General features: G+C 62.1%; 23 protein-coding genes. 13 read left to right on the forward strand and 10 right to left on the reverse strand.

All coding sequences use genetic code 11. The features are described from left to right. Nucleotides 1-46: 46 nt before the first annotated feature. Nucleotides 47-772: a carbonic anhydrase gene (locus AB5Y64_RS07420; protein WP_039040335.1), complete on the reverse strand. Its 726-nt coding sequence runs from the start codon at nucleotides 770-772 to the stop codon at nucleotides 47-49. 645 nt (nucleotides 773-1,417) lie between these two features. On the opposite strand from AB5Y64_RS07420, the gene AB5Y64_RS07425 reads away from it, so the two are divergent. Further along, a complete protein-coding gene (locus AB5Y64_RS07425; protein WP_039040334.1) occupies nucleotides 1,418-2,173 on the forward strand; it encodes a DNA/RNA non-specific endonuclease in 756 nt (251 codons plus the stop codon). Between the two features lie 208 nt (nucleotides 2,174-2,381). Further along, entirely contained in the window at nucleotides 2,382-2,729 is a 348-nt protein-coding gene (locus AB5Y64_RS07430) for a DUF2541 family protein (RefSeq protein WP_080770024.1), read from the forward strand. Nucleotides 2,730-2,760: 31 nt separating this feature from the next. On the opposite strand, the gene mog is transcribed toward AB5Y64_RS07430, so the two are convergent. Further along, nucleotides 2,761-3,291 (reverse strand): molybdopterin adenylyltransferase, encoded by a 531-nt coding sequence (gene mog, locus AB5Y64_RS07435; protein WP_039040332.1) that lies wholly within the window; start codon nucleotides 3,289-3,291, stop codon nucleotides 2,761-2,763. Between the two features lie 407 nt (nucleotides 3,292-3,698). Between mog and AB5Y64_RS07440 the strand changes: the two genes are divergently transcribed. The 8 genes from AB5Y64_RS07440 (at nucleotide 3,699) to proX (ending at nucleotide 9,981) form a co-directional block, all read left to right on the forward strand. After that, nucleotides 3,699-4,037, forward strand: a complete 339-nt coding sequence (locus AB5Y64_RS07440) for a DUF3135 domain-containing protein (RefSeq protein WP_039040331.1) — start codon at nucleotides 3,699-3,701, stop codon at nucleotides 4,035-4,037. 232 nt (nucleotides 4,038-4,269) lie between these two features. After that, on the forward strand, nucleotides 4,270-5,067 hold the full coding sequence (locus AB5Y64_RS07445) for a threonine/serine exporter ThrE family protein (protein ID WP_042014428.1): 798 nt from the start codon (nucleotides 4,270-4,272) through the stop codon (nucleotides 5,065-5,067). Then, nucleotides 5,064-5,189 carry a hypothetical protein gene (locus AB5Y64_RS07450; RefSeq protein ID WP_368203581.1) on the forward strand — a complete coding sequence of 42 codons (126 nt, stop codon included), beginning with the start codon at nucleotides 5,064-5,066 and terminating at the stop codon, nucleotides 5,187-5,189. Before AB5Y64_RS07445 ends, AB5Y64_RS07450 begins: the two co-directional genes overlap by 4 nt. After that, nucleotides 5,186-5,653 carry a threonine/serine exporter family protein gene (locus AB5Y64_RS07455; RefSeq protein ID WP_010675437.1) on the forward strand — a complete coding sequence of 156 codons (468 nt, stop codon included), beginning with the start codon at nucleotides 5,186-5,188 and terminating at the stop codon, nucleotides 5,651-5,653. The genes AB5Y64_RS07450 and AB5Y64_RS07455 overlap by 4 nt, the downstream gene beginning before the upstream one ends. A gap of 23 nt (nucleotides 5,654-5,676) precedes the next feature. Next, the gene (folA, locus tag AB5Y64_RS07460; protein WP_039040330.1) at nucleotides 5,677-6,168 is read left to right on the forward strand and encodes a type 3 dihydrofolate reductase; all 492 of its coding nucleotides are present in this window, start codon (nucleotides 5,677-5,679) and stop codon (nucleotides 6,166-6,168) included. Nucleotides 6,169-6,641: 473 nt separating this feature from the next. Continuing rightward, nucleotides 6,642-7,838, forward strand: a complete 1,197-nt coding sequence (proV, locus tag AB5Y64_RS07465; protein ID WP_039040329.1) for a glycine betaine/L-proline ABC transporter ATP-binding protein ProV — start codon at nucleotides 6,642-6,644, stop codon at nucleotides 7,836-7,838. Further along, complete coding sequence (gene proW / locus AB5Y64_RS07470) at nucleotides 7,835-8,983, forward strand: glycine betaine/L-proline ABC transporter permease ProW (protein WP_039040328.1); 1,149 nt, start codon at nucleotides 7,835-7,837, stop codon at nucleotides 8,981-8,983. Before proV ends, proW begins: the two co-directional genes overlap by 4 nt. Further along, nucleotides 8,980-9,981, forward strand: a complete 1,002-nt coding sequence (gene proX / locus AB5Y64_RS07475) for a glycine betaine/L-proline ABC transporter substrate-binding protein ProX (RefSeq protein WP_039040327.1) — start codon at nucleotides 8,980-8,982, stop codon at nucleotides 9,979-9,981. Before proW ends, proX begins: the two co-directional genes overlap by 4 nt. A 98-nt stretch (nucleotides 9,982-10,079) precedes the next feature. Here proX and AB5Y64_RS07480 read toward each other — a convergent pair whose 3' ends face one another. From AB5Y64_RS07480 to AB5Y64_RS07490, 3 genes are read right to left on the reverse strand one after another with little or no spacing between them, the layout of a single operon-like run. Beyond that, nucleotides 10,080-10,886, reverse strand: a complete 807-nt coding sequence (locus tag AB5Y64_RS07480; protein ID WP_010675432.1) for a phosphoadenylyl-sulfate reductase — start codon at nucleotides 10,884-10,886, stop codon at nucleotides 10,080-10,082. Beyond that, on the reverse strand, nucleotides 10,876-12,588 hold the full coding sequence (cysI, locus tag AB5Y64_RS07485; protein ID WP_039040326.1) for an assimilatory sulfite reductase (NADPH) hemoprotein subunit: 1,713 nt from the start codon (nucleotides 12,586-12,588) through the stop codon (nucleotides 10,876-10,878). Before cysI ends, AB5Y64_RS07480 begins: the two co-directional genes overlap by 11 nt. Further along, complete coding sequence (locus AB5Y64_RS07490) at nucleotides 12,588-14,375, reverse strand: assimilatory sulfite reductase (NADPH) flavoprotein subunit (RefSeq protein WP_039040325.1); 1,788 nt, start codon at nucleotides 14,373-14,375, stop codon at nucleotides 12,588-12,590. Before AB5Y64_RS07490 ends, cysI begins: the two co-directional genes overlap by 1 nt. Before the next feature lie 198 nt (nucleotides 14,376-14,573). On the opposite strand from AB5Y64_RS07490, the gene AB5Y64_RS07495 reads away from it, so the two are divergent. Next, nucleotides 14,574-15,386: a PhzF family phenazine biosynthesis protein gene (locus AB5Y64_RS07495; RefSeq protein ID WP_039040324.1), complete on the forward strand. Its 813-nt coding sequence runs from the start codon at nucleotides 14,574-14,576 to the stop codon at nucleotides 15,384-15,386. 105 nt (nucleotides 15,387-15,491) lie between these two features. On the opposite strand, the gene lysS is transcribed toward AB5Y64_RS07495, so the two are convergent. After that, nucleotides 15,492-16,970: a lysine--tRNA ligase gene (gene lysS / locus AB5Y64_RS07500; RefSeq protein WP_223302609.1), complete on the reverse strand. Its 1,479-nt coding sequence runs from the start codon at nucleotides 16,968-16,970 to the stop codon at nucleotides 15,492-15,494. A 77-nt stretch (nucleotides 16,971-17,047) separates the two neighbouring features. After that, a protein-coding gene (prfB, locus tag AB5Y64_RS07505; protein WP_102948437.1) for a peptide chain release factor 2 occupies nucleotides 17,048-18,146 on the reverse strand; the annotation gives its coding sequence in 2 pieces (ribosomal slippage) (nucleotides 17,048-18,070 and nucleotides 18,072-18,146; 1,098 coding nt in all). Between the two features lie 252 nt (nucleotides 18,147-18,398). On the opposite strand from prfB, the gene AB5Y64_RS07510 reads away from it, so the two are divergent. Then, nucleotides 18,399-20,270 carry a methyl-accepting chemotaxis protein gene (locus tag AB5Y64_RS07510; RefSeq protein WP_039040322.1) on the forward strand — a complete coding sequence of 624 codons (1,872 nt, stop codon included), beginning with the start codon at nucleotides 18,399-18,401 and terminating at the stop codon, nucleotides 20,268-20,270. 230 nt (nucleotides 20,271-20,500) lie between these two features. Here AB5Y64_RS07510 and gltS read toward each other — a convergent pair whose 3' ends face one another. After that, nucleotides 20,501-21,700, reverse strand: a complete 1,200-nt coding sequence (gene gltS / locus AB5Y64_RS07515) for a sodium/glutamate symporter (protein ID WP_039040321.1) — start codon at nucleotides 21,698-21,700, stop codon at nucleotides 20,501-20,503. Nucleotides 21,701-22,189: 489 nt separating this feature from the next. Here gltS and ansA point away from each other — a divergent pair, with 489 nt between their 5' ends. Further along, nucleotides 22,190-23,197, forward strand: a complete 1,008-nt coding sequence (gene ansA, locus AB5Y64_RS07520; protein WP_010675424.1) for an asparaginase — start codon at nucleotides 22,190-22,192, stop codon at nucleotides 23,195-23,197. A gap of 250 nt (nucleotides 23,198-23,447) precedes the next feature. On the opposite strand, the gene AB5Y64_RS07525 is transcribed toward ansA, so the two are convergent. Both AB5Y64_RS07525 and AB5Y64_RS07530 read right to left on the reverse strand, forming a co-directional pair. Next, entirely contained in the window at nucleotides 23,448-23,741 is a 294-nt protein-coding gene (locus AB5Y64_RS07525) for a YeaC family protein (protein WP_010675423.1), read from the reverse strand. A 60-nt stretch (nucleotides 23,742-23,801) separates the two neighbouring features. Then, the gene (locus AB5Y64_RS07530) at nucleotides 23,802-25,235 is read right to left on the reverse strand and encodes a glyceraldehyde-3-phosphate dehydrogenase (protein ID WP_039040320.1); all 1,434 of its coding nucleotides are present in this window, start codon (nucleotides 25,233-25,235) and stop codon (nucleotides 23,802-23,804) included. Nucleotides 25,236-25,418 lie beyond the last annotated feature (183 nt).

Consider the following 25,418-nt stretch of genomic DNA (forward strand, 5'->3'; position numbering starts at 1 on the left):
GCCAACAGGCCCTCTTTTTATTGCGCGAATCGGTGAGATAACCCCCTTATTCCAGCACCAGTCGCCCGTTGAGAGGTTGGACGGGGCGGTTGTTGGGGTGGTGCATCACCGCCTTGAAGGCATCGATCTGGGCCTGGCTGGCCTGGACCGGCTCCTTCATCACCAGCCAGCGCACTCCTTCCGAGCAGGGTGGGGTGGTCAGGGACCCGCTGAAGCGGTAGTAGTCGTGCTGGGCGGGCAGCAGTTGCTCTGCCGAGATGGGTTCCTTGAAGGCATGGATCTCCCCCGCCTTGGCTGGCAACACCTGCCAGGCCTGGCTCAGGGCCCCATTGGCCTGGCCCGGCTCGAACATCACGGCGACCACCGCCAGCTCCCCCTTGTCATTGGCATGGACCAGGTGACCCTCCAGGGGGTAGGACCTGCCTTCGATGAGGTTTTCGCTGGGGGCGTGGAAGTGGAACTGCTTGAGCTCGAAGTGCATGCCGTCGAGCTCAAGGGTGCTGCCGGGGGCATAGTTGACCTGCACCGTGTGGCCGTTGTTGACCAGCGTCTTGCCACCCGCCTGATAGTGGAACTGCAGGGGGGCCAGATCGGCCTTCACCAGACCCGAGAGGTTGACCGGCGACTGGTTGCTGCCGGCACACTGGCCATATTCCGGGGTCAGGCTGGCCCATTTCGCCGGGCCGGCCTCGCCGCTGTATTCCCAGTGTGTGGTGGCGGCAAAGGCGGCAGGGCAGAGCAGCAGGGCGCCAGCCAGCAGGGACTTTTTCATCATGCATCCTTATCCTGATTGAAAAGCACGGCCATTCCTGGCCTTCCGGCAGGAAGGCCTCATCAATGGCATCGTTGGAAACGCAGGGTACGCGGTGCCAGACCGGATTAATTGTTATGAAAGGTCTGTCGTCATCGTTATTTGAAGCGTGGCATGATGCGGCGCCATGATGTATTCCGGCAACGGGGCCCGCTTATTCATGGAGGAGAAATCCTGCGGGCATTTTCGCAATGAACGGCCCCCTTTCATGGCGCCCCAAATAGATGACGGGCTGATTCTAGAGGGCTTTTCATGGCTCCGTTTGATCTCGAGCAAACAAGCGCGGACTAATTATCGGGCTTGAGGATCCCTTATTTCGCTGGGATTTGTTCGATATTCCCTGACCCGGTCAGGGGCGTGCGTGGCGGGAGCCGGGCGCTGTGCTGACAGAGTGCCTCGGTGTTGACCCCTTATCCCTCTGATAGTGCAGGAGAAATTCCCCCCTCAGCACAGTGACGGCGGGATGACAATCCCCCGGTTGGCGGCGCCTTGTTTGCGGTTTTGCCGTCCTCTTCACATTTCCGGATTGCTCGCTATTTGTGCGATTGCCTTGCTCATCCGACCTGGTGTCAAATCACTCCGCCTAACACAAGGAGTGGCATAATAATGAATAATATCAATAAATTAGTTCTGGCTATCGGATTCACTCTCACCACCTTCCCGAGCCTGGCGGCGGGATTCCAGTGCGGGGAGCACGTCACCCTGGGGGTACCCGGTCAATCCAGTCAGCTGTTGTGCCGGGAGGGCTATGCCGCCGGGTACAACTACGACACCAAGGTCTCTGACTGGGTCTCTTACCGGATGACGGCCGCCAGCGCCCAGGGCCAGGTGCCGCGCAAGGATGCCTTCGCCGAGGACAAGGAGGTGCCGGTGCAGTTTCGCGCCACCCTGTCGGACTACAAGGGCTCGGGCTATGACCGCGGCCACCAGGCACCGGCGGCGGACATGCGCTCCACCACCAACACCATGAAGCAGAGCTTCCTGCTCACCAACATGACCCCGCAACTGCCGGCGCTCAACCAGGGGGCCTGGCGCATCCTGGAGGAGAAGACCCGGCAGTGGGCCATCACCTACAAGAGCGTGCAGGTGATCACCGGCCCCATCTTCACCCACTCCGATGGCGCCATCGGCAACGGCGTGACCGTGCCCCACGCCTACTACCGGGTGGTGATGGATCTGGCGGGCAAGCGGGCCATCGCCTTCATCCTGCCGCAAGAGAACGTCTCGGCCAGCAGGCTGGCGGACTATGTGGTGACGGTGGATGAGGTGGAGGAGCAGACCGGGCTCGACTTCTTCACCGAGCTGCCGGATGAGCAGGAAGAGGCCATGGAGTCGCGGCTGTCGGCCATGTGGGGCGGTTAGCGCGTCCGGCAGGGGTAACGGGGGCCCAGGCCCCCGTTACCCGCACGGGCTTCCGGCCATTGTCATGGCCCCTGGTACAGGGCCAGTACAGCTTGGGTCTGGCATCGGGTCCTTATCATGACTCCTTTTTTCAGGAGGCATCATGTCAGCGCTGTTTTCCCTTCACTCCTCGTCCACTCTTGCCCGCGCGTTGCGCATCTGCGTACCCATGGCGCTGCTGGGGGCTGCTGTTCCCCCGGCCATGGCCGACGAGGATATCCGCTTGGGGCAGACCATTCTGCTCGGGGTCGGCGATCATCCCGCCATCATTCCCATGCTCGCCTGCCGGCCGACCAAATCCATCATGGTCAAGGCAGGGCGGGAGTTGACCCTGGAGCGGGTCAAGGTGTTCTACGGCAACGATCGCAGCAAGACCCTCTATTTCGACCAGGTGTTGAGAGAGGATCAGGAGTCGGGGTGGCAATCCCTCGGCAGCCGGCTCTGCCTCAAGCGCATCGAGGTGTACGGCAATTCGGAAGGGAGCAGGGCGGGGGTCAAGGTGTACGGGCGCAAATGAGCAAAGGGCGGGGGAAATCCCCGCCCAGTGCTTATTTCTTCGGGCGGAACGGTTTGATGATGGCCTCGTCGCACTCGAGATAGGGCCCTTCCATCAGGTCGATGCAGTAGGGGATGGCGGGGAAGACCGCATCCAGGCACTCGCGGATCGATTTGGGCTTGCCCGGCAGGTTGACGATGAGCGAGCTGCCGCGCAGGCCGGCGGTCTGGCGCGACAGGATGGCGGTCGGCACGAACTTGAGGGACTCGGCCCGCATCAGCTCGCCAAAGCCCGGCATCATGCGATCGCACACCGCCTCGGTGGCCTCCGGGGTCACATCACGCCTGGCCGGCCCTGTGCCCCCCGTGGTCACGACAAGGCAGCACTGCTCCTCGTCCACCAGCCGAACCAGGGTCGCCTCAATCTGATCCTGTTCGTCGGGGATCACCTGATAGACGGGCTCCCATTCCGAGGTCAGGTAGGCGTTCAGGGTGTCGATGATGGCCTTGCCGGAGAGATCTTCGTAGATGCCTGCACTGGCGCGATCGCTGACGGTGACGATACCGATTCTTGCCTTGCTCATGGTCTGCCCTTGGTTGCCGCAATAAAGTGGTAAATAAAATAACATAATCAGTGAGATATGTTAAACCGCAGGATGAGGCAAGGGGAGGGCGTCGAGCCAGGGGGAGAGTCGAATGAAAAACAATTTTGAGAAAAGTCCGTTAATAAGGCATAAGGCCGAGAAAAATGGTGCTGAAATTTTATAAAAAAACTGACGCAGGCCGGATTCGGTTAATTTCATGAATCATAAGGAATAAATGATTTTTTCCGCCAACAATGCGCAATTCGTGCCAAAAACCGGACTCCTGTGGCTCGGCGGTGAATGACCCAAAATCGCCACCATCCTATATAACCTTCCATAGGGACAGTGAAATAGTGATGTGCCCGGCGTCGTTCCATTCCATGGGCGAGGTCCGGCCAGGAGGGTATATGGAGCTGCCTGATTTCGATACCCTGAAGTACTGGGCGCTGGCCGAGCCGGAGCGACTCGACGCGCTGCTGCACCAGCAGATAGAGACCCTGATCGCCCAGGTGGGGCCAGAGCGGCAACGTCGGTTGCGAGGTCTGCAATTTCGCATCGACTGCCAGCGCCGCCTGGCAAGAAACAACCTCGACAGCTGCATCCGGATAGCCAACATGATGCATGACTCCGTCTACGCCATGCGCCAGCACATTCTGGATCTGCAGAATGAATCTTGTCAGGAAATGGCAGAGCCCCCGCCGCCGGATAATGTGATAGCGTTTTCCAGTTATCTGAAACGGAAATAATTCACGGCCCTGTTCAAGATATAAAAAAACAGGGTATTTATTAATTTGTTTCACCCCTTCTCAAACAAGTTGTTAAGCAAGTTGGGTGAATTGTTTTTTATTTGCTGCAAATATTCCCCTGGCGGCTGAATAATAGTGACCAGTGCCCGCAGTCCGATAGAGATGGATGAAGGTGTATTTATTTTGGGGTAATATCCAGACACATTTCATCTTGCTATGACTCAAAGGGATCATGAGAAGCATCACACCAGGAAGGGTGCTGTCGCGAGAGCAGCAGACGGAGATCACCCGGATCATCGTCAAGGCGGGCCAGATGCTGGCCCAGTTTGGGGCGGAGAGCCGCATCATCGAGCAGACCACGGTCCGCCTGGGCATGGCGCTCGGGCTGGAGAGCGTCGAGATGGCCATCTCTTCCAGCGCCATCGTCCTCACCAGCCTCTACCAGGGCAGTTGCGTCACCACCACCCGCCGGGTGCGGGAGCACGGCATCAACATGCAGGTGGTGTGCGAAATCCAGCGCATCTGCATCATGACGGAAAAGTCGCTTATCGGCGCGCGCGAGGTACGTCAGCGCCTCGAGGCCATCACGCCGTTCCACTATCACCCCTGGCTGGTGGTGCCCATGGTGGGGCTCTCCTGCGGTGCCTTCAGCCTGCTGTTTGGCGGTGACTGGCCCATCTTCCTGGTGACCTGCTGCTCGGCCTCGGTCGCCATGCGGGTGCGCCAGCTCATTGCCCGCCATCACCACAGTCCCCTCATCAACTTTGCCGCCACCGGTTTCATCGCCACCCTGCTCGCCTCCAGCGCCACCTTCTTCGGCTGGGGCGAACAACCCTATCTCGCCATGGCCGCCAGCGTGTTGCTGCTGGTGCCGGGGTTCCCGCTCATCAATGCGGTCTCCGACATGGTGAAGGGTTACTTCAACATGGGGCTGGCCCGCTGGGGCACGGCGACACTGCTGACCATCAGCGCAGCCATAGGGATCATTCTCGCCATGTCGGTGACCGGCATCTGGGGGTGGAAAGTATGAAGATCTTTGACGTTGTATCGACCCTGTTGATCGGGGCAAACCGGCTATCCATCAGCGCGTGGAACCATATCGGGATCATGCTCGCCATGTCGGTGACCGGTATCTGGGGGGGGAAGGTATGATGGAACTGCTCTGGCTGCTGGCCAAGGATGCCTTCTGGTCGGCCATTCCGGCGGTGGGCTTTGCCATGCTGTTCAACGTGCCGCCACGGATGCTCAAATATTGCGCCATGGGGGGCGCCTTGGCCCACAGCCTGCGTACCCTGCTCATCCACTACGGCATGCCCATCGAGTGGGCCACCCTGGCAGCGGCGACCACGGTCGGCTTTGTCTGTGTCTACTGGTCGCGCCGCCTGCTGGCACCGCGCCCGGTGTTCAGCGTTGCCTCCATCATCCCCATGATCCCGGGCAGCTATGCGTTCAAGACCATGATCGCCATCGTGGAGCTCAATATCTCCGGGGTGACCATGGAGCTGCTTCAGAGCGCGGTGGAGAACGGCCTCAAGGCGCTCTTTATCGTGGGGGCCCTGAGTTTCGGTTTGGCGATCCCCTCTCTGGTCGTGTACCGTAACCGCCCCATTATCTGACGACGGTGCGAGAGGTTGACCCCATGATGATTTCCATGATTGCCGCCATGGCCCAGGACAGGGTGATCGGCCTGGACAACCAGATGCCCTGGCACCTGCCGGCGGATCTGGCCCACTTCAAGCGGGTCACCCTGGGCAAGCCGGTGCTGATGGGGCGCAAGACCTTCGAGTCCATCGGACGGCCGCTGCCAGGCCGTCGCAATCTGGTGATCAGCCGCAATCCCGACTACCGGGCCGACGGCGTGGAGGTTATCGACTCGGTGGAGGCCGCACTGGCCCTGCTGGCGGATAGTGACGTCGCGGAGCTGATGGTGATCGGGGGGGGGCATCTCTACGGCCAGCTGCTGCCACGGGCCGACAGGCTCTATCTGACCCGCATCGATCTGGCGGTGGAGGGGGATACCCGTTTCCCGGCCTTCGACGAGGGCGACTGGTCCTGCATCGAGCGCGAGTTACATCAGCCTGACGAGAAGAACCCCCACCCCTACTGTTTCGAGACCTGGCAGCGGCGCTGAGCCCTCTGATGCCATGAAGAGCCCCTTGCGACAGCCGGGGGCTTTTTTGTGCCCTGTTGCCGCAAAGAGAAGAGCGCTGAACCGACATGGCTGAAGATGCCTGAAGCAATATCCAGAATGCGTGACATTAAAATGATTAGTTATGTAATGAATGGGCCATTCATCGCTCCGATGGGCGCAGTCGTCCCCACTCTCTCTTTTCGCCTGCTGCTAACGCCTTTTAATCATTAATGAAATGTGCTGAAAGTGCATCGCTACTGTGGCGACCCTGTCTGTTATAGGCGTTTTTATCGTGATTTAATGGATTTTTATGAATGAAAATAACCAATAAAAATCAATGAGTTAAATTTAACCTTTCTAGGTTGGCTTCAATTGGTTCTTTTGTTTGGGTGTGAAATTGCTTAGTGTTAAAAGTAATTGGCTCACGTTCGACGGTTTGCCAGGCAAAGCGTCGGCCAAGAAAAAAGGACAATATGACAGTCAAACTCGAGGTCAAATCCCTCTACAAAATTTTCGGCGATCAGCCGGATAAAGCGTTCAAACTGCTGGCGAAAGGGCATGATCGCGCCAGTATCCTGCAAAAAACCGGGCAGACCCTGGGGGTCCAGGATGTCAATCTGGCCATCAACGAAGGGGAGATCTTCGTGGTGATGGGCCTCTCCGGTTCGGGCAAGTCCACCCTGGTGCGTCTCTTCAACCGGCTGATCGAGCCGACCCGCGGCCAGGTGCTGATCGATGGCGAGGACATCGCCGCTATCTCGGAGCGCGAGCTGCGCCAGGTGCGTCGCAAGAAGATCAGCATGGTATTCCAGTCCTTCGCCCTGATGCCGCACCTGAGTGTGCTGGAAAATACCGCCTTCGGGCTGGAGCTGGCCGGTGTACCGCTGGCGGAGCGCCAGCAGAGCGCCCGTCAGGCGCTCCATCAGGTGGGGCTGGGACAGTGGATAGAGGCTTATCCGGATGCCCTCTCCGGCGGCATGAAGCAGCGGGTCGGGCTGGCCCGGGCCCTTGCCAATGACCCCGACATTCTGCTGATGGACGAAGCTTTCTCCGCGCTGGATCCCCTGATCCGCACCGAGATGCAGGACGAGCTGCTCAAGCTGCAGGCCAGTCAGCAGCGCACCATCGTCTTCATCTCCCACGATCTGGACGAGGCGATGCGCATCGGCGATCGCATCGCCATCATGCAGGATGGCCAGCTGGTGCAGGTGGGCACCCCGGACGAGATCCTGAACCAGCCCGCCAACGACTATGTGCGCGCCTTCTTTCGCGGGGTGGATCTGGCCCATGTGTTCAGCGCCCGCGACGTGGCCAGCCGCAAGCAGGTGCCCCTCATCAAGAAACACACCACCGACGGGCCGGGCAACGCCCTGCGCCAGCTCAAGGAGCTTGAGCGGGAGTTCGGCTACGTGGTGGATCGCAGCCGCCGCTTCCTCGGGGTCGTCTCGGTGGAGTCGCTCGGTCAGGCGGTAAGGGCCAAAGGCAGCCTGGAGCAGGCGCTGCTGGCGGACATCCAGCCCATCCTGGCGGACACCGCCCTCAATGAACTGATCAGCCAGGTGGCGGCCGCTCCCTGTCAGGTGCCCGTGGTCGAGGAGGATGGCACTTACCTCGGCCTCATCTCCAAGGCCAATCTGCTCAACACCCTGGACAGGAGTACTCCGGCATGAAGCTGATGAATCCCCATTTCTTGCTGAGCGGGCTGCTGGCCCTGGTGCTGCTGGCGAGCCCTTCCCTGCGGGCCGATGAGGTGGCGGCAGACCCCTGGAGCTCGCCTGCGTCCGCCGAGGTGTCCGATCCCTGGGGCAGTACCGACACTGAGGCGACCGACTGGCAGAACCAGATCGAAGCCGCCGACACCACAACCGCCATCGACTGGCTGGATCCCTTCCAGCAGGCGCTGGTGCCGCTGGATACCTGGGTGGAAGGGGGCATCGGCTGGCTGGTGGAGAACCTGCGGCCGCTGTTCCAGCTGATCCGCGCACCGGTGGAGCTGACCCTGAACGCCATGACCCATCTGCTGCAGACGGTGCCCTCCACCCTGATGATGGGGCTCCTGGCCCTGCTTGCCTGGCAACTGGTGAACGGCCGCATGGCGCTCGGCACGCTCGTATCTCTTGTGGGGATCGGGCTCATCGGGGCCTGGTCCGATGCCATGGTGACCCTGTCCCTGGTGTTGACCTCGCTGTTCTTCTGTGTGCTGCTGGGGTTGCCCACCGGCATCCTGCTGGCCCGCAGCGAGCGGCTCTCCACCTGGACCCGGCCGCTGCTGGATGCCATGCAGACCACCCCGGCGTTCGTCTACCTCATCCCCATCGTGATGCTGTTTGGCATCGGCAACGTGCCCGGGGTGGTGGTGACCGTCATCTTCGCCCTGCCGCCCATGATCCGGCTCACCATGCTGGGTATTCGCCAGGTGCCCACGGATCTGGTGGAGGCGGCCCACTCGTTCGGTGCCAGCCCCTCCCAGTTGCTGTTCAAGGTACAACTGCCGCTCGCCATGCCCACCATCATGGCCGGGGTCAACCAGACCCTGATGCTGGCGCTCTCCATGGTGGTGATCGCCTCCATGATCGCGGTGGGGGGCCTCGGCCAGATGGTGCTGCGCGGCATCGGCCGGCTCGACATGGGGCTCGCCTCCATCGGCGGCCTCGGCATCGTGCTGCTGGCCATCGTGCTCGACCGCCTCACCCAGGCGATGGGGCAACCGGATCGCACCCGTACCGGCCGCTGGTATCAGCACGGCCCCGCCGCCCTGCTGCTGCGCCTGGCCGGCCGTGACAAGAAAATTGATTACAAAGGAGTAAACGCATGAGACCGATCACCAAAGGATTGACCCTGGGCACATTGCTGCTGAGTGCCCAACTGCTGAGCCCGCTCGCCATGGCCAGCGCCGAGTTGCCGGGGGAGGGGGTTCGCGTTCAGCCCCTGCAGAGCTCCTTGCCGGAAGAGGCCTTCCAGAGCCTGCTGGTGAGCAAGCTGATGGCGCGTCTGGGTTACGATGTCCAGCCCGCCCAGGAGGTGGACTACAACGTGGCTTATGCCTCGGTGGCCCAGGGAGACGGCACCTTCCTCGCGTTCAACTGGGTGCCGCTGCAGGACAACAAGTACGAGCAGGCGGGGGGCGACAAGGTGTTCTTCCGTGAGGGCACCTATGTGGCCGGTGCCGCCCAGGGGTACCTCATCGACAAGAAGACCGCGACCCAATACGGCATCACCAACCTGGGCCAGCTCAAGGATCCCGAGGTGGCGGCGCTGTTTGACGGGGATGGCGACGGCAAGGCCGACCTCATCGGTTGCAACCCCGGCTGGGGCTGCGAGGGGGCGATCAACCATCACCTCGACGCCTTTGGTCTGACCCCCACGGTGGCCCACAAGCAGGGCAACTACGCGGCGCTGATCGCCGATACCCTGGCTCGCTACCAGGCCGGCAAGCCGGTGCTCTATTACACCTGGACCCCCTATTGGCTCAGCAGCGAACTGGTGCCGGGCAAGGATGTGGTGTGGCTGGAAGTCCCCGCCGACGCCCCGGATGCGGCCAAGACCCGTTTGCCGAACGGCAAGAACTACGGCTTTGCGGTGAACACCATGCATATCGTTGCCAACAAGCGGTTTGCCGAGGCCAATCCGGCCGCCGCCAAGCTCTTCTCCATCGTCAAGCTGCCGCTCAATGACATCAACGTGCAGAACGGCCTGATGAACAAGGGGCAGAACAAGCCGGCGGACGTGGAGCGTCATGCCGACGCCTGGCTCAAGGGCCACGAGGCACTGGTGAACGACTGGCTGAATCAGGCGCGCGCTGCCGCCATGTAATGAAGGGCGTTACATCACCCTTTTGCGCAAAGAAAAACGCCCGGCAGTTGCCGGGCGTTTTTTTGTGGGCGGGCGCAGCACATGGCCGGGCCGGGGGATCAGATGCCGGAGCCGTCGCTCTCGCCACCTTCCTCATGCAGGCCGCACTCGCGCTTGAGGCCGAAGAAGCGGGTCTGCTCCTCGCTCATGCCGGGCTCCCACTTGGCGGTGGTGTGCACGTCGCCGACCGAGAGGTAGCCCTGCTCCCACAGCGGGTGGTAGGGGAGGTCGAACTCCTTGAAGTAGTAGAAGACGTCCTTGTTGCTCCAGTCGATCACCGGCAGGAACTTGAAGCGACCGCGCTGGATGGCCAGCACCGGCAGCTTGCCCCGGCTGCCGGACTGCTCACGGCGCAGGCCCGAGAACCAGGTGCGGGCACCCAGCTCGTTCAGGGCGCGGTCCATGGGCTCCACCTTGTTGAGCTGGTTGTAGCGGGTGATCCCCTCCACCCCCTGCTCCCACAGGAGGCCGAAGCGGGCCTCCTGCCAGGCCGGGCTGAGTTCGGCCCGGTAGATCTTGAGGTTGAGCGCGAGACGCTCGGTCAGCTCGTCGATGAAACGGTAGGTCTCGGGGAAGAGATAACCGGTGTCGGTCAGCACCACGGGCACGTCGGCCCGCTCGCGGCTCACCAGGTGCAGCATGAGCGCCGCCTGGATGCCGAAACTCGACGACAGCACATGCTCCCCCGGCAGGTTGGCCAGGGCCCAGCGCACCCGCTCGGGGGCGCTCATGGCGTCCAGCTCCCGGTTGAGGGGGGCCAGCGCCTCGACCTGCTCCTCCCGGCCCAGGGCCAGCAGGGCGTCGAGGTCGAGCCGGCCGTCGGCGGTGCGCGCCAGCCGGGCTGTATCAGTCTGTTCAGGCTGCATAGAAGTCCCTCGCGGAGTCGATAACCGGGGCGATGATCCCGGCGCGAATGACAAAATCGCCGAAGCACTCGTCCGGGTTGCGCTCGCTCGCCCAGCGGCCGATCAGGGCGTCCAGTTCGGCCAGGATCTGCGGCTCGGTGATGTTCTCCAGGTGCAGGCGCGGGATGCGGGTCCCCTCGAGGTTGCCCCCCAGGTGCAGGTTGTAGCGACCCGGCGCCTTGCCCACCAGACCCACTTCCGCCAGCATGGCGCGGCCGCAGCCGTTGGGGCAGCCGGTGACCCGGAAGATGATGGCGTCATCCGCCAGGCCGTGCTTGGCCAGCAGCCCCTCGATGTCGGTGACGAAGGCAGGCAGCATGCGCTCGGCCTCGGCCATTGCCAGGGGGCAGGTAGGCAGGGCCACACAGGCCATGGACTGCTTGCGCTGCTCGCTCACGCCGTCATCCAGCAGACCGTACTGGCGCGCCAGCGCCTCAATGCGTGCCTTCTCGCCGGCAGGCACGCCCGCGATGATGAGGTTCTGGTTGGCGGTGAGGCGGAAGTCCCCCTGATGCACCTTGGCGATCTCCAGCATGCCGGTCTTGAGGGGCTTGCCCGGGAAGTCCAGCAGGCGGCCGTTCTCGATAAACAGGGTCAGGTGGTGCTTGCCGTCGATCCCCTCCACCCAGCCGAAGCGATCGCCACGACTGGTGAATTCATAGGGGTGAACCGGCCCGAACTGGATGCCGGCGCGATTCTCCACCTCGGCCTTGAAGGCCTCGACCCCCACCCGTTCAAGGGTGTACTTGGTCTTGGCGTTCTTGCGGTTGACCCGGTTGCCCCAGTCGCGCTGGGTGCTGACCACGGCGGCCGCCACCTCCAGCACGTGGGAGAGCGGAATGAAGCCAAAGTCGCTCGCCTTGCGCGGATAGGTGGTGGTGTCGCCGTGGGTCATGGCCAGACCGCCCCCCACCAGCACGTTGAAGCCCACCAGCTTGCCGTGATCGGCAATGGCCACGAAGTTGAGATCGTTGGCGTGGATGTCCACATCGTTGTGGGGCGGGATGACCACGGTTGTCTTGAATTTGCGCGGCAGGTAGTTGGAGCCCAGGATCGGCTCCTCGTCACCCCCCAGCTTCTCGCCATCCAGCCAGATCTCCACGTAGGCGCGGGTCTTGGGCAGCAGGTGCTCGGAGATCTTCTTGGCCCACTCGTAGGCCTCCTGGTGCAACTCGGACTCCACCGGGTTGCTCGTGCAGAGCACGTTGCGGTTCACGTCCCCCGCGGTGGCGATGGAGTCGATACCTGTGCTGTTGAGGGTCTGGTGCATCAGCTTGATGTCGCGCTTCAGTACCCCGTGGAACTGGAAGGTCTGGCGGGTGGTCAGGCGGATGCTGCCGTACATGCTGTGTTCTTCGGCGAACTTGTCGATCACCTGCCACTGGGCCGGGGTGATGATGCCGCCGGGCAGGCGGGCGCGCAGCATGACGTTGTGCAGGGGCTCCAGCTTCTGGGCGGCGCGCTCCGGGCGGATGTCGCGGTCATCCTGCTGATACATGCCGTGGAAGCGGATCAGCTGGAAGTTGTCGCCGTTGAAGCCGCCGGTGAGCGGGTCCTGCAGATCTTCGGCGATGGTGCCGCGCAGGAAGTTGCTCTCGCGCTTGAGGCGTTCGTTGTCAGCCAGCGGCCCTTCGACCGGTCCCGGAATAAGTTGTTTGCTCATCAATAGACATCCCTTTGATAACGTTTGGCACGACGCAATTCGCTCAGATACTCTTCTGCTTCCTCACGGCTCTTGTGGCCGTGTTCCGCAATCACTTCCAGCAGGGCTTCCTGCACATCCTTCGCCATGTGGTTGGCGTCGCCACACACATAGAAGTGAGCGCCTGCTTCCAGCCACTGGTAGAGCTCAAGCCCTGCCTCGCGCAGGCGGTCCTGCACATAAATCTTGTTGGCCTGATCCCGGCTGAAGGCCAGGGAGATCTTGGACAGCAGGCCCGATTTCACATAACGCTGCCACTCCACTTGATAGAGGAAATCCTGGGTAAAGTGTGGATTGCCGAAGAAGAGCCAGTTCTTGCCCTCTGCCCCCTGTGCTTCCCGCTCCTGCAGGAAGGCGCGGAACGGGGCAATGCCGGTGCCCGGGCCCACCATGATGACGGGGGTGTCGGGATTGGCGGGCAGTCGGAAGTTGTCGTTGTGCTCCACGAAGACCCGGACCTCGGCATCTTCCGGCAGACGGTCCGCCAGATAGGAGGAGGCGCCGCCGCTTCGCACTGTGCCATCTTCTTGGCGGTAGCGGACCACGCCGACGGTCAGGTGCACCTCTTCTTCCACCTCGCTCTGGGCGGAGGCGATGGAGTAGAGGCGGGGGGTGAGGGGGCGCAGCAGTGCGATCAGTTGATCGGCACTCAAGGAAGCCGGGAAGCGTTTCAGTACGTCCACCACCTGGGCGCTGGCCACCAGGGCGTTGACCTGGGCCTTGTCACCGGCCAGATCTTTGAGCGCCGCGTTGTCCGTGATCTCGGCGAGGCCAGTGATCAGGCCCCCGTGCAGCCGGGTCAGCTCGTAGTGACGGGTCAGCGCCTCGCGCAGGCTGCCATGGGGGGTGGCCTCATCACCGGTCAGACCGGTCAGGGCCAGCACTTCCCCCACGAGATCGGCGTCGTTGTCGAACCAGATGCCGAGCGCGTCCCCCGGCTGGTAGGTGATGCCGGACTCTTCCAGGTTGATCTCGATGTGGCGGATGTCCTTGGTGGAGTCGCGGCCGGTGATCTTCTGGTTCACCGAGAGTCTGGCGGGGAAGGGGTTCTCCTTGTTGTACTGGCTGTGGCCGACGGCGGCCTGCACCGAGCCCGCCACGCTGGCGGTCGCGGCGCCGGCAGAGAGGGTGGCGGCGACCGCCGCAACGGCCTGCTCGCCCCAGGCCTTGGCGGCATCCTGATAATCCACATCGAGGCTAGCTAGCTCATGGATGCGCTCTGCCCCCGCTTTGGCGAGGAAACCATCGAAATCCTTGCCGGTCTGGCAGAAGAACTCATAGGAGCTGTCACCCAGCCCCAGCACGGCAAACTTGAGCCCTTCCAGCTTGCCGACCTTGCCCTTTTTGAGCTGCTCGAACAGATCGACGGCGCTCTCGGGGGGCTCCCCCTCCCCGTAAGTGCTCACTACCACCAGCAGGTGGCTCTCTTTCTTGAGCTGCTTGGGTTTGTAGTCCGCCATGGAGGTGAGGGTCACCGGCAGGCCGCGGGCCTCGGCCTGGGCCTTGATGGCGCTGGCCACGCCCTTGGCATTCCCGGTCTGGGAGCCATAGAGAATGGTCAGGCTGCCGCCGGGAGCCGCGACTTCTGCACCTGCGCTCGCCACGGGTTGGACGCCCGCCTGGGAGAGGCCGTAGAGATAACCGCTGACCCAGGCCAGTTGCTGGGTATTGAGGGTGGTGAGAACTTGGTTGAGCTGGCGCTGCTGTTCGTCAGAGAGCGGGCTCAGGGTGGGGGCTGTCAATGGCATCACACATGTCTTCCATGGTCTGATTTTTGGTCAGGGTAAGGGGTGTAATGAATAACAACAAAGAATAAAAATATCTTCTTTATGCGATTTATGAATTTATAAAGCCAAAATCCATCTCAGCCCCGGGGCGCCCGTGATATAAAAATGGCCTTGCCGAGCCCCCTGTCCCGGGGATCTCTCATGCCCCAAGGAGCAACCATGTCCCGTCTCTTTCATGTCAACGCCTTCAGCCATCACCCCTTCGCAGGCAACCCCGCCGTGGTGGTGCTGGGGGAAGCGCGGCCCGACGCCGAGCTGCAGGCCATGGCGGCGGAGTTCAACCTCTCTGAGAGCGCCTTTCTGACCCAACTGGGAGAGGGGCATTACGGATTGCGCTGGTTCACCCCGCAAGTGGAGGTGGACTTGTGCGGCCATGGCACCCTGGCGGCGGCCCATGTGCTGTGGCAGACGGGGGAGGTGGCCGAAGCTCAGCCCATCCGCTTCGCGACCCGCAGCGGCGAGTTGGTTGCCCGGCGGGAAGGGGAGTGGATCTGGCTCGATTTTCCGCGCATTGCCCTGGCGCCGCTCATTCTGGATCCGGCCTATGGGGCTGCGGTCGGTTGCCGGCCGCTGCAAACCCTGGCGGCCGGGGCCAAGTTCCTGCTTGAGCTCGCCAGCGAGGAAGAGGTCCGCGCGCTCACCCCCGATTTTCACGCCCTGCGGGCTCTGCCGGGCCGGGGGATCATGGTGACGGCGCCATCGAGCCGGAAGGAGGACGACTTCGTCTCCCGCTACTTCGCCCCCTGGGTCGGAGTGGACGAGGATCCGGTGACCGGCTCCAACCACTGCGCCCTGGTGCCCTTCTGGGCCGAGCGGCTCGGCAAACGGCAATTGCGGGCCCGCCAGATCTCGGCCCGGGGTGGGGATCTCAGGCTGGAATTGCAGGAGGAGCGGGTGCTGATGGCGGGCCGGGCACTGACCCTGTGGCAGGGGGAGTGGCTGCTGCCGCCTGTCGCACCAGCGGACCGATGACCGCTCGTCACAGTGTGACTTCTGCATAAAAAACGCCCCGCAATTGCGGGGCGTTTTGATTGCCATGGACGGCAGCGTTTTGCTGCGGCCCTGTTTCTGCGGCGCTTACTTTTGTGGACGCAAGGCCGGGAACAGGATGACGTCGCGGATGGTGTGGCTGTTGGTGAACAGCATCACCAGACGGTCGATACCGATACCCTGACCGGCGGTCGGCGGCAGACCGTGCTCCAGCGCGGTGACGAAGTCGGCGTCGTAGAACATGGCTTCGTCATCGCCTGCGGCTTTCTGGTCAACCTGGGCCTGGAAGCGCTCGGCCTGATCTTCCGCATCGTTCAGCTCGGAGAAGCCGTTGGCCAGCTCGCGGCCGCCGATGAAGAATTCGAAGCGGTCGGTGACGTCCGGGTTCTGGTCGTTGCGGCGGGCCAGCGGGGAGACGGCGGCCGGGTACTCGGTGATGAAGGTCGGTTGCAGCAGCATGTGTTCCACGGTCTCTTCGAAGATCGCGGTGATCACGTGGCCCAGCTCCCAGCTCTTCATCAGCTCGATCTTCAGACCCTTGGCGACGGCGGTGGCCTTCTCAAGAGTGGCCAGATCGTCACGGGTCACACCCGGGTTGTACTTCAGGATGGAGTCGACCATGGAGAGGCGCTGGAACGGCTGACCGAAATCGATGGTCAGGCCCTCTTCGCCCTCTTTGGCGTAACGGATCCTGGTGTCGCCCAGGATGTCTTGCGCCAGAGTGCGCAGCATCTCTTCGGTGAGATCCATCAGATCGATGTAATCGGCGTAGGCCATATAGAACTCGAGCATGGTGAACTCGGGGTTATGGCGAACGGAGATGCCTTCGTTGCGGAAGTTGCGGTTGATCTCGTAGACACGCTCGAAACCACCGACCACCAGACGCTTCAGATAGAGTTCCGGAGCGATACGCAGGTACATGTCGATGTCCAGCGCATTGTGGTGGGTGATGAAGGGACGTGCGGAGGCGCCACCCGGGATGACTTGCATCATGGGGGTTTCCACTTCCATGAAGCGCTTGTCATTCAGGAACTTGCGAATGCCTGCCACCACCTTGGTGCGGGTCACGAAGGTCTTGCGGGACTCTTCGTTGGCGATCAGGTCCAGGTAACGCTGGCGGCAGCGGGCTTCCTGGTCGGTCAGACCCTTGTGCTTCTCGGGCAGCGGGCGCAGGGCCTTGGTCAGCAGGCGGATGGTGGAGACGTGTACGGAGAGCTCACCGGCGTTGGTGCGGAACAGGGTGCCCTCGACACCGACGATGTCACCCAGATCCCACTTCTTGAACTGCTCGTTGTAGAAGCCTTCCGGCAGGTCGTCACGGGTCACGTAGATCTGGATCTTGCCAGCCATGTCCTGCAGGGTCGCGAAAGACGCCTTGCCCATGATCCGGCGGGTCATGATGCGACCGGCAATCTTCACCTGTTTACCCAGGGCGACCAGCTCGTCATTGCTCTTGTCGCCGAATTCGGCGTGCAGATCGCCGGAGAGGCTGTCACGACGGAAATCGTTGGGGAAGGGGTTGCCCTGGGCGCGCAAGGCGGCCAGCTTGGAGCGACGCTCAAGCATCTCGTTGTTCAGTTCGAGAGTCTGGTCGACTTCCGGGGTGGTGGTTTGTTCAGACATGGTGATTCCTGCTGCTCTGTTTACAGGCCTGATTTCAGGCTGGCTTCGATAAACTTGTCCAAGTCGCCGTCGAGTACCGATTGGGTATTGCGGGTTTCGACGCCGGTGCGCAGATCCTTGATACGGGAATCATCCAGTACGTAGGAGCGGATCTGGCTGCCCCAGCCGATGTCAGACTTGGTCTCTTCGAGGGCTTGCTTCTCAGCGTTCTGCTTTTGAATTTCCAGCTCGTAGAGCTTGGCCTTCAACTGCTTCATACACTGATCTTTGTTCTTGTGCTGGGAACGGTCGTTCTGGCACTGCACCACCACGCCGGTCGGCACGTGGGTGATACGCACCGCGGACTCGGTCCGGTTGACGTGCTGACCACCGGCACCGGAGGCGCGGTAGACGTCGATGCGAAGATCAGCCGGGTTGATCTCGATCTCGATGTCATCATCGATCTCGGGGTAGACGAACACGGAGCAGAACGAGGTGTGGCGACGGCCGCCGGAATCGAACGGCGACTTGCGTACCAGGCGGTGCACGCCGGTCTCGGTGCGCAGCCAGCCGAAGGCATACTCGCCGGTGAACTTGATGGTGGCGGACTTGATGCCGGCCACGTCGCCCTCGGAGCACTCGATGAGCTCGGGCTTGTAGCCGTGGGCATCGCCCCAGCGCAGGTACATGCGCAGCACCATGTTGGCCCAGTCCTGGGCCTCGGTGCCACCGGAACCGGACTGGATGTCGATGTAGCAGTCGGAACCGTCGTGCTGACCGGAGAACATGCGACGGAACTCGAGATCCACCAGCTTGGCCTCCAGCTCGTCCGCTTCGACCACGGCTTCGTTGAAGGTCTCTTCGTCTTCGCCTTCGACGGCCAGGCTGACCAGCATCTCGACGTCATCGACGCCCTGGGTCAGGGTATCGATGGTGCTGACGACGTTCTCCAGGGAGACGCGCTCCTTGCCCAGCGCCTGTGCGCGCTCGGGTTCGTTCCAGACATCCGGCTGTTCCAGCTCGGCATTGACCTCTTCTAGACGCTCTTTCTTGGCGTCATAGTCAAAGGTACCCCCTAAGCAGCTCGGTCCTCTCAGACAGCTCCTTAAGCTTGTTTAATACAGGATTGACTTCAAACATCGTGAAAACTCTCGGGGTCGATGTGATTTAAAAACGGGATATTCTAGCCAATTGCAGAAGGAATAAACAGGGTTGGCTGGCCCCGCTCTTTTTCCTGCTCCAATTTTCCGCAGCATTTTTAAAATTTCCGCGTAAAATATCGTCACTCACGCCATTCTCCGCTTCAGTTTTGCGCAGATTGGCCGCTAACAACACACAGTGCCACGCACTCCCGATTGATCCTGTTCCCGACCCCCACAAGAAGAAAACACGATGAAAAACCTATCACTCAAGCAGAAGATACTGTTGTCTGTGGTCATCGCCTTGTCACTGGTGATCCTGCTGCTCTCCTGGCAGAGCTACACCAGCCAGAAGTCCATGCTGCTGCAAGGCAGTCAGGAACAGGTGCAGCGCCTTGGCAGCCAGCAGGCCGCCAGCGTCAGCGACTGGCTTGCCGCCCGTCGTGACGTCATCCAGGCCCTTGGCAACAAGGCCGGTGCCGAGCCCCTCAACGCCCTGCAACAGGCCCAGGTGTCCGGCCGTTTCCAGCTCACCTATTTCGGTGAGGGCAGCGGCAAGATGAACGACTCCGACCCCTCCATCAACCGCGACGGTTACGATCCCCGCTCCCGTGGCTGGTATCAGGAAGCCATGGCCAAGGGCGGCATGATCGTCACCAAACCCTACCTTGACGTGGCCTACAACATTCTGGTGGTGACCCTGGCCCAGCCTGCCCAGGGCGGCGTGGTGGGGGGGGATCTCTCCATCGCCTCCCTGGTGGATGACATCACCAAGATGAAGCTGCCAGCGGACGGCTTCGCCATCCTGATGCACAAGGATGGCACCGTCATCGCCTACAAGGATGCGGCCAAGGCGATGAAGCCGGCCAGCGAGATCGACAACGATCTGACCAATGCCCTGATCGATCAGAGCAAGGCGAGCAACAGTCTGGTGCCTGCTTTCTTCGACAACGAGGGGCGTGACAAGCTGCTGTGGGCGACGGACATTCCGGACACCGACTGGGAGCTGGTGCTGGTACTGGACAAGAGCACCCTGGAGGCGCCGCTCTCCTCCCTGCTGATGACCCAGCTCGGCCTGGCCCTGCTGGTGCTGGTGGGCAGCATCCTCGCCATCTCCTGGCTGGTCAGCCTGCTGCTCGGTCCCCTCACCAAGGTGTCCCAGGCCCTGGCCCGCATCGCCGACGGTAACGGCGATCTGACCCAGCGTATCAAGATCGACGCCAATGACGAAGTGGGCCAGCTCGCCGGCAGCTTCAACCGCTTCGTGGGCAGCCAGCATCAGCTCATCGCCAACATCCGTCAGCTTGCCAACGAGCTGAACGCCGATGCCGAACGCAGTCTGGTGACCAACCAGGCCGCGGTGGAAGAGCTGCAGCGCCAGCAACAGGAGGTGACCATGGTCGCCACCGCCGTCACCGAGATGGCGAGTGCCACCATGGAGATCGCGGGCAACGCCGAGAACACCGCTGCCGCCGCCCAGCAATCCGCCCAGAGCAGTGAACAGGGCAAGATCCTGGTGAACCAGACTCGCCAATCCATCAACAACCTGGCCGAGGAAGTGGGGCAGGCGACCGGCGTCATCGGTGAGCTGAGCCGTCACGCCCAGGCCATCTCCGGCATCCTCTCCACCATCCAGGGCATCGCCGAGCAGACCAACCTGCTGGCGCTGAACGCGGCCATTGAAGCGGCCCGGGCCGGTGAACAGGGTCGCGGTTTCGCCGTGGTGGCGGACGAGGTGCGGGTGCTGTCGCGCCGTACCCAGGATTCCACCCAGGAGATCCAGTCCACCATCGAAACCCTGCAACAGACCACGGCCCGCGCGGTGAGCCTGATGCAGACCAGCCAGGGGTTGGCGGACAACAGCGTGAAGGATGCTGACGCTGCCGCTGCGGCTCTGGAGGAGATCACCCAGGCCGTCAGCCTCATCTCCGACATGGCGGGCCAGATCGCCACCGCCGCCGAGGAGCAGACCCAGGTGACCGGTGAAATAACCCAGAACACCACCGCCATCAAGGATGTGAGCGACGAGATCACCGCTTCCGCCATGCGCGACCTGGATCAGGCGCACAACCTCAAGGGGCGTGCCACCAACCTGAACCAGCAGGTGTCGACCTTCATTTTGTAAGGAAGGTCAGGCCGCAATTTGAACCAGCTGGTGTTGGCCTTCATTCTGTAAGGAAAGGTCAGGCCGCAGTCCTACCTACCGTGGCGTCAGTAAAAAGCCCCGCACCTTGGTGCGGGGCTTTTTGTTGCCTGCCGTCGGCCCCTTGGTGGGGGTCGGGGCAGCGTCCAGGGGCCAGCAAGCAAAGAGCCCACCGCAAGGTGGGCTCTGTCATACGGGGCCTGCGTCCGGGATCACAGGAAGGGCAGGGCCAGGAACAGCTTGATCACCACGGCGTTGATGATGTCGATGAAGAAGGCACCGACCATGGGCACCACCAGGAAGGCCAGGTGGGAGGGGCCGAAGCGCTGGGTGATGGCCTGCATGTTGGCAATGGCAGTGGGGGTGGCGCCGAGGCCGAAGCCGCAGTGACCCGCCGCCAGCACGGCCGCATCATAGTTGCGCCCCATGACCCGGAAGGTGACGAAGATGGCGTAGAGCGCCATGGCCACCGTCTGCACGGCCAGCAGTATGAAGATGGGCAGGGCCAGGCTTGCCAGCTCCCACAGCTTGAGGCTCATCAGCGCCATGGCGAGGAAGAGCGACAGGCTGACGTTGCCGAGCAGGGAGACCTCACGGTCGCTCACTTCGTGCCAGTTGAGCAGGGTGAGCAGGTTGCGCAGCAGCACGCCGACGAACAGCACGCAGACGAAGATCGGCAACTCGAAGACGCCGCCCTTGAGGTAGAGGGCCAGCATTTCGCCCCCTTTCAGGCTGATGGCGATGAGTGCCAGAGTCTCGATCAGGCTGAAGGTGGTGAGCGGGCGCTCCATGTCCGGCATTTCGAAGCCCTGGGGGGCGCCGTCACGGTTGTGCTCCTCACCGGGCACCTGCACCTTCTTCACCAGATAACGGGCAACCGGGCCGCCGATGAGGCCCCCCAGCACCAGGCCGAAGGTGGCACAGGCAATCGCCAGCTCGGCGGCGGATTGCACGCCGTACTTCTCGGTGAAGATGGAGCCCCAGGCCGCCCCGGTGCCGTGGCCGCCGGAGAGGGTGATGGAGCCGGCCAGCAGCCCCATGTGGGGATCCAGCCCCAGCAGGGTGGCCAGACCCACCCCCAGGCTGTTCTGCACCAGCAGCAGGCCGGTGACCACCAGCAGGAAGGTGGCCACCGCCTTGCCGCCGCGCTTGAGGCTGCCCAGATCGGCGGAGAGGCCGATGGAGGCGAAGAAGGTCAGCATCAGGGCCGTCTGCAGGCTGGTATCAAATTGCAGTTCGATCTGCAGGGTGGAACGCAGCACCAGCAGCACCAGGGCAACCACCAGGCCACCGGCCACGGGTTTGGGGATGTTGAAAGTGCGCAGGGGTCCTATCTTGTTGACCAGCAGGCGGCCAAGCAGCAGCACCAGGGTCGCGGCGACCAGGGTGGCGTAGGCATCAAGTTGTAGCATTCAGTGCTCCCATGTTGATCGGCTGTGTCTTTGGCGAGAAAGACTCACGGATCCAGCCGGGATGAAACAGAGTGGCGAACGCGCCAGTGACAGAGGGGCCGCAGCCCCGTCCCTCTGCAAAAGAGGGGGTCGACACGAGCCCGTGTTCGTCGGGCGTCCAGATGAGATTTGTGAAAAATCCGCCGGATACTAGCAAAAAACACCAAGTACATCCACATATGTCACATTAATGATTAAAACATGGTGTTAACATGGCATTTAAAACTGCCTCGCCGAGTGTGCTCCGGATCGCAACAATGCTGCTGCGGCTGTCATTTGCAGCGGCACTCTTTATAATTCGCCCGGTTCCGCCCCCACGGGAGGACACAGACCCTCAAGAGGTCTGCTGATGACCGATATTGAGCCCGCCCGCACCATCTGAAGGACGGGGGCTGTATCGGTTGAGCCCTGTTTGATTTGCCGGTTTCCAGTCCAGAGAGAGGAGAGGGTGTGAAGAAGTCCATCTACATTGCCTACACAGGCGGCACCATAGGGATGCAGCGTTCCGACCACGGTTATGTACCGATGGCGGGCTTCATGGAGGACTGTCTGGCACGGATGCCCGAGTTCCATCGACCGGAAATGCCCGATTACCATATCCACGAATATGCCCCCCTCATCGACTCTTCCGACATGACGCCGGCAGACTGGCAGCGCATCGCCGAGGATATCAAGGGCAACTACGACAAGTACGACGGTTTCGTCATTCTGCACGGTACCGACACCATGTCGTTCACCGCGTCTGCGCTCTCCTTCATGCTCGAAGATCTGCACAAGCCGGTCATCATCACCGGCTCCCAGATCCCCCTGGCCGAGCTGCGCTCGGACGGTCAGCAGAACCTGCTCAACGCCCTCTATATCGCGGCCAACTACCCGATCCACGAGGTGACGCTCTTCTTCAACAACCAGCTCTATCGCGGCAACCGCAGCAAGAAGGTGCATGCCGACGGCTTCCACGCCTTCGACTCGCCCAACTACCCGCCCCTGCTCAATGCCGGTATCGCCATCTCCCTGGAGGCAGGTGAGCTGGGCGTGCCGTGCGATCGCCCCCTGGTGCTGCACGACATCACCCCCCAGCCCATCGGGGTGGTGACCCTCTACCCGGGGATATCGGCTGAGGTGATAGCGAACATCCTGCAACAGCCGGTGCGTGCGCTGATCCTGCTCTCCTTCGGGGTGGGCAATGCGCCCCAGAACCCGGCCATGCTGGCGCTGCTCTCCGAGGCATCTGCCCGGGGCGTCATCATCGTCAACCTGAGCCAGTGCCTGCACGGCAAGGTCAACATGGGGGGCTATGCCACCGGCAACGCCCTCTCCCGTGCGGGAGTCATCTCGGGCTTCGACATGACAGCCGAGGCGGCGCTCACCAAGCTGCACTTCCTGCTGAGCCAGGATCTGCCGGCGCCGCGCATCCGCGAGCTGATGCAGCAGTCCCTGCGGGGTGAACTGACCCCCTGACTTTCCCTCCCACCCTAACCCTCTCCCAGCGGGAGAGGGGATAGATCGAGGTGGCGAGGTTTGCCATGAAGATCGCCGGCAGGTGGCCCGCTGACTGCTCGCAGGTGCGTGCCAGCTCCCTTCTCCCCTGGTGGGAGAAGGGCCGGGGATGAGGGGGATGAGTCATCCTGCATAGAGAGGAAAAAAGAGGGGAGCCATAATGGCTCCCCTCTTTCGTTTCGTTACCGCGATAGGTGACGTGCGGCCTGCCTCAGTGGCTAAGGTCGACCCGCACTATCTCTTCCTCATCGCGATATTGGCGCTTGAGCTCGCTCTTGCTCTTCATCACGATCTCGCCGTCACGGCCGATGTTCATGTGCTCGGGGTTCTCAAGGTGCATCGCCTGCCAGGCCATCACGGCCTGCAGGGAGGTGGCCTTCTGCTCCTCGGTGAGGGGCTTGCCATCCGGCCATTTGCCGAGCTCGACCGCAGTCTTGAGCCGCTCGTACACCTCTTTGGGCATCTGCGCTATCGCTTGTTGAAACGTCACTTGCTGAGACGACATCCGGCCTCTCCTTGAAAATTGAGCCATGAACACGGGGTCAGGCGGGCAGATCCTGTCGGACTATTCCGGCAGATCCTGGCGAACTACGCCGGCCATCTGCTCCATCACCCGTACTACCTGACAACTGTACCCGAACTCGTTGTCATACCATACGTAGAGCACGCAGTGATCCCCCTCGGCGATGGTGGCCTGGGAGTCGACGATGCCCGCAAAACGGGAGCCCACCATGTCGGAGGAGACCAGCTCGGTGCTGGCGCTGAAGTCGATCTGGCGATGCAGGGCCGAGCTCAGTGCCATTTGCTGCAGATAGGCGTTGAGGCTCTCCCGATCGGTGGTCTGTTCCAGCGACAGGTTGATGATGGCAAGCGACACGTTGGGTGTGGGCACCCGGATGGCGTTGCCGGTCAACTTGCCCTTGAGCTCCGGCAGCGCCTTGGCCACCGCCTTGGCGGCACCGGTGCTGGTCATCACCATGTTGAGGGCTGCGCTGCGACCGCGGCGCTCGCCTTTGTGATAGTTGTCGATGAGGTTCTGATCGTTGGTATAGGAGTGGACTGTCTCCACGTGGCCGTGGCGGATGCCGTACTTGTCCTGCATCACCTTGAGCACCGGGGTGATGGCGTTGGTGGTGCAAGAGGCGGCGGAGACTATCTTGTCATCCGGGCCTATCACCTCGTGGTTGACCCCGAACACCACGTTCTTCATTTCCCCCTTGCCGGGGGCGGTCAGCAGCACCCGGGCGGCGCCGCGGGCCTTGAGGTGCTCGGACAGCCCCGCCTCGTCACGCCAGACGCCGGTGTTGTCGACGATCAGCGCATTGTCGATGCCGTAGGCGGTGTAGTCGATGTCGGCCGGGCTGTTGGCGTAGATCACCTGGATGAAGGTGCCATTGGCGATGATGGCGCTGCGATCACTATCCACTTCGATGGAGCCGTTGAAGGGGCCGTGCACCGAATCGCGGCGCAACAGGCTGGCACGCTTCTCCAGATCCCCGTCGCGACCGCCGCGCACCACGATGGCGCGCAGGCGCAGGGAGTTGGCGGCGCCGGTGCGCTCGATGAGCAGACGGGCCAGCAGGCGGCCGATGCGGCCGAAGCCGTAGAGCACCACGTCGGTCGGGGCGGGCACGGCACTGCGGTTCAGTGCCGGTGCCAGCTTGGCACGCAGATAATCTTCGATGCCGGCTTCATCCTCGTGATCCTGCCAGTAGCCCACGGCCAGTTTGCCGAGATCGACTTCGGCGGCGGTGGGGTTCAGGGCGACGATGGTGCGCAGGAGAGGGAAGCTTTGCTGGATGGGCAGCGGGGTGCCCTGGTGGCGGCGAACGACCCGGTGGGCCTTGAGGATATCGATGGTGGAGGCGTTTTGCAGGGGGCGTCCGTAGAGGGTGATCTCTATCCCTTGCTGTCGGTAGAGGCGACCTATCAAGGGTTGCATGGCTTCGGCGAGCTCCTGGCTCTCCTGCCACGCCTGCAAGTAGTGCTCGTGGGTCATTAACCAGATCCTTTTATTTCACGTTGTTGAAGCAAGTTGCCTGGGCAAATTGAAATTCGTCGAAGGCAGATCAGTGTAGGGCTGATGGTTTCGTTATATTATTCTGCAATCGCGGCCTTATACGGCGCGCGCATTGTAATGGATATGTAGCCTGTTTGCTAGTTGGCGGTGGCCGGTGCGGGT

It is taken from the genome of Aeromonas sp. R5-1 (assembly GCF_040908265.1).
Lineage (GTDB): Bacteria > Pseudomonadota > Gammaproteobacteria > Enterobacterales > Aeromonadaceae > Aeromonas > Aeromonas caviae.

Bases quoted from the DNA above. Each gene is read 5' to 3' on its own strand.
- AB5Y64_RS07420 (WP_039040335.1), bottom strand. From the start codon at position 772: ATGAAAAAGTCCCTGCTGGCTGGCGCCCTGCTGCTCTGCCCTGCCGCC.
- AB5Y64_RS07425 (WP_039040334.1), top strand. From the start codon at position 1,418: ATGAATAATATCAATAAATTAGTTCTGGCTATCGGATTCACTCTCACC.
- AB5Y64_RS07430 (WP_080770024.1), top strand. From the start codon at position 2,382: ATGGCGCTGCTGGGGGCTGCTGTTCCCCCGGCCATGGCCGACGAGGAT.
- mog (WP_039040332.1), bottom strand. From the start codon at position 3,291: ATGAGCAAGGCAAGAATCGGTATCGTCACCGTCAGCGATCGCGCCAGT.
- AB5Y64_RS07440 (WP_039040331.1), top strand. From the start codon at position 3,699: ATGGAGCTGCCTGATTTCGATACCCTGAAGTACTGGGCGCTGGCCGAG.
- AB5Y64_RS07445 (WP_042014428.1), top strand. From the start codon at position 4,270: ATGAGAAGCATCACACCAGGAAGGGTGCTGTCGCGAGAGCAGCAGACG.
- AB5Y64_RS07450 (WP_368203581.1), top strand. From the start codon at position 5,064: ATGAAGATCTTTGACGTTGTATCGACCCTGTTGATCGGGGCAAACCGG.
- AB5Y64_RS07455 (WP_010675437.1), top strand. From the start codon at position 5,186: ATGATGGAACTGCTCTGGCTGCTGGCCAAGGATGCCTTCTGGTCGGCC.
- folA (WP_039040330.1), top strand. From the start codon at position 5,677: ATGATGATTTCCATGATTGCCGCCATGGCCCAGGACAGGGTGATCGGC.
- proV (WP_039040329.1), top strand. From the start codon at position 6,642: ATGACAGTCAAACTCGAGGTCAAATCCCTCTACAAAATTTTCGGCGAT.
- proW (WP_039040328.1), top strand. From the start codon at position 7,835: ATGAAGCTGATGAATCCCCATTTCTTGCTGAGCGGGCTGCTGGCCCTG.
- proX (WP_039040327.1), top strand. From the start codon at position 8,980: ATGAGACCGATCACCAAAGGATTGACCCTGGGCACATTGCTGCTGAGT.
- AB5Y64_RS07480 (WP_010675432.1), bottom strand. From the start codon at position 10,886: ATGCAGCCTGAACAGACTGATACAGCCCGGCTGGCGCGCACCGCCGAC.
- cysI (WP_039040326.1), bottom strand. From the start codon at position 12,588: ATGAGCAAACAACTTATTCCGGGACCGGTCGAAGGGCCGCTGGCTGAC.
- AB5Y64_RS07490 (WP_039040325.1), bottom strand. From the start codon at position 14,375: ATGCCATTGACAGCCCCCACCCTGAGCCCGCTCTCTGACGAACAGCAG.
- AB5Y64_RS07495 (WP_039040324.1), top strand. From the start codon at position 14,574: ATGTCCCGTCTCTTTCATGTCAACGCCTTCAGCCATCACCCCTTCGCA.
- lysS (WP_223302609.1), bottom strand. From the start codon at position 16,970: ATGCTTGAGCGTCGCTCCAAGCTGGCCGCCTTGCGCGCCCAGGGCAAC.
- AB5Y64_RS07510 (WP_039040322.1), top strand. From the start codon at position 18,399: ATGAAAAACCTATCACTCAAGCAGAAGATACTGTTGTCTGTGGTCATC.
- gltS (WP_039040321.1), bottom strand. From the start codon at position 21,700: ATGCTACAACTTGATGCCTACGCCACCCTGGTCGCCGCGACCCTGGTG.
- AB5Y64_RS07525 (WP_010675423.1), bottom strand. From the start codon at position 23,741: ATGTCGTCTCAGCAAGTGACGTTTCAACAAGCGATAGCGCAGATGCCC.
- AB5Y64_RS07530 (WP_039040320.1), bottom strand. From the start codon at position 25,235: ATGACCCACGAGCACTACTTGCAGGCGTGGCAGGAGAGCCAGGAGCTC.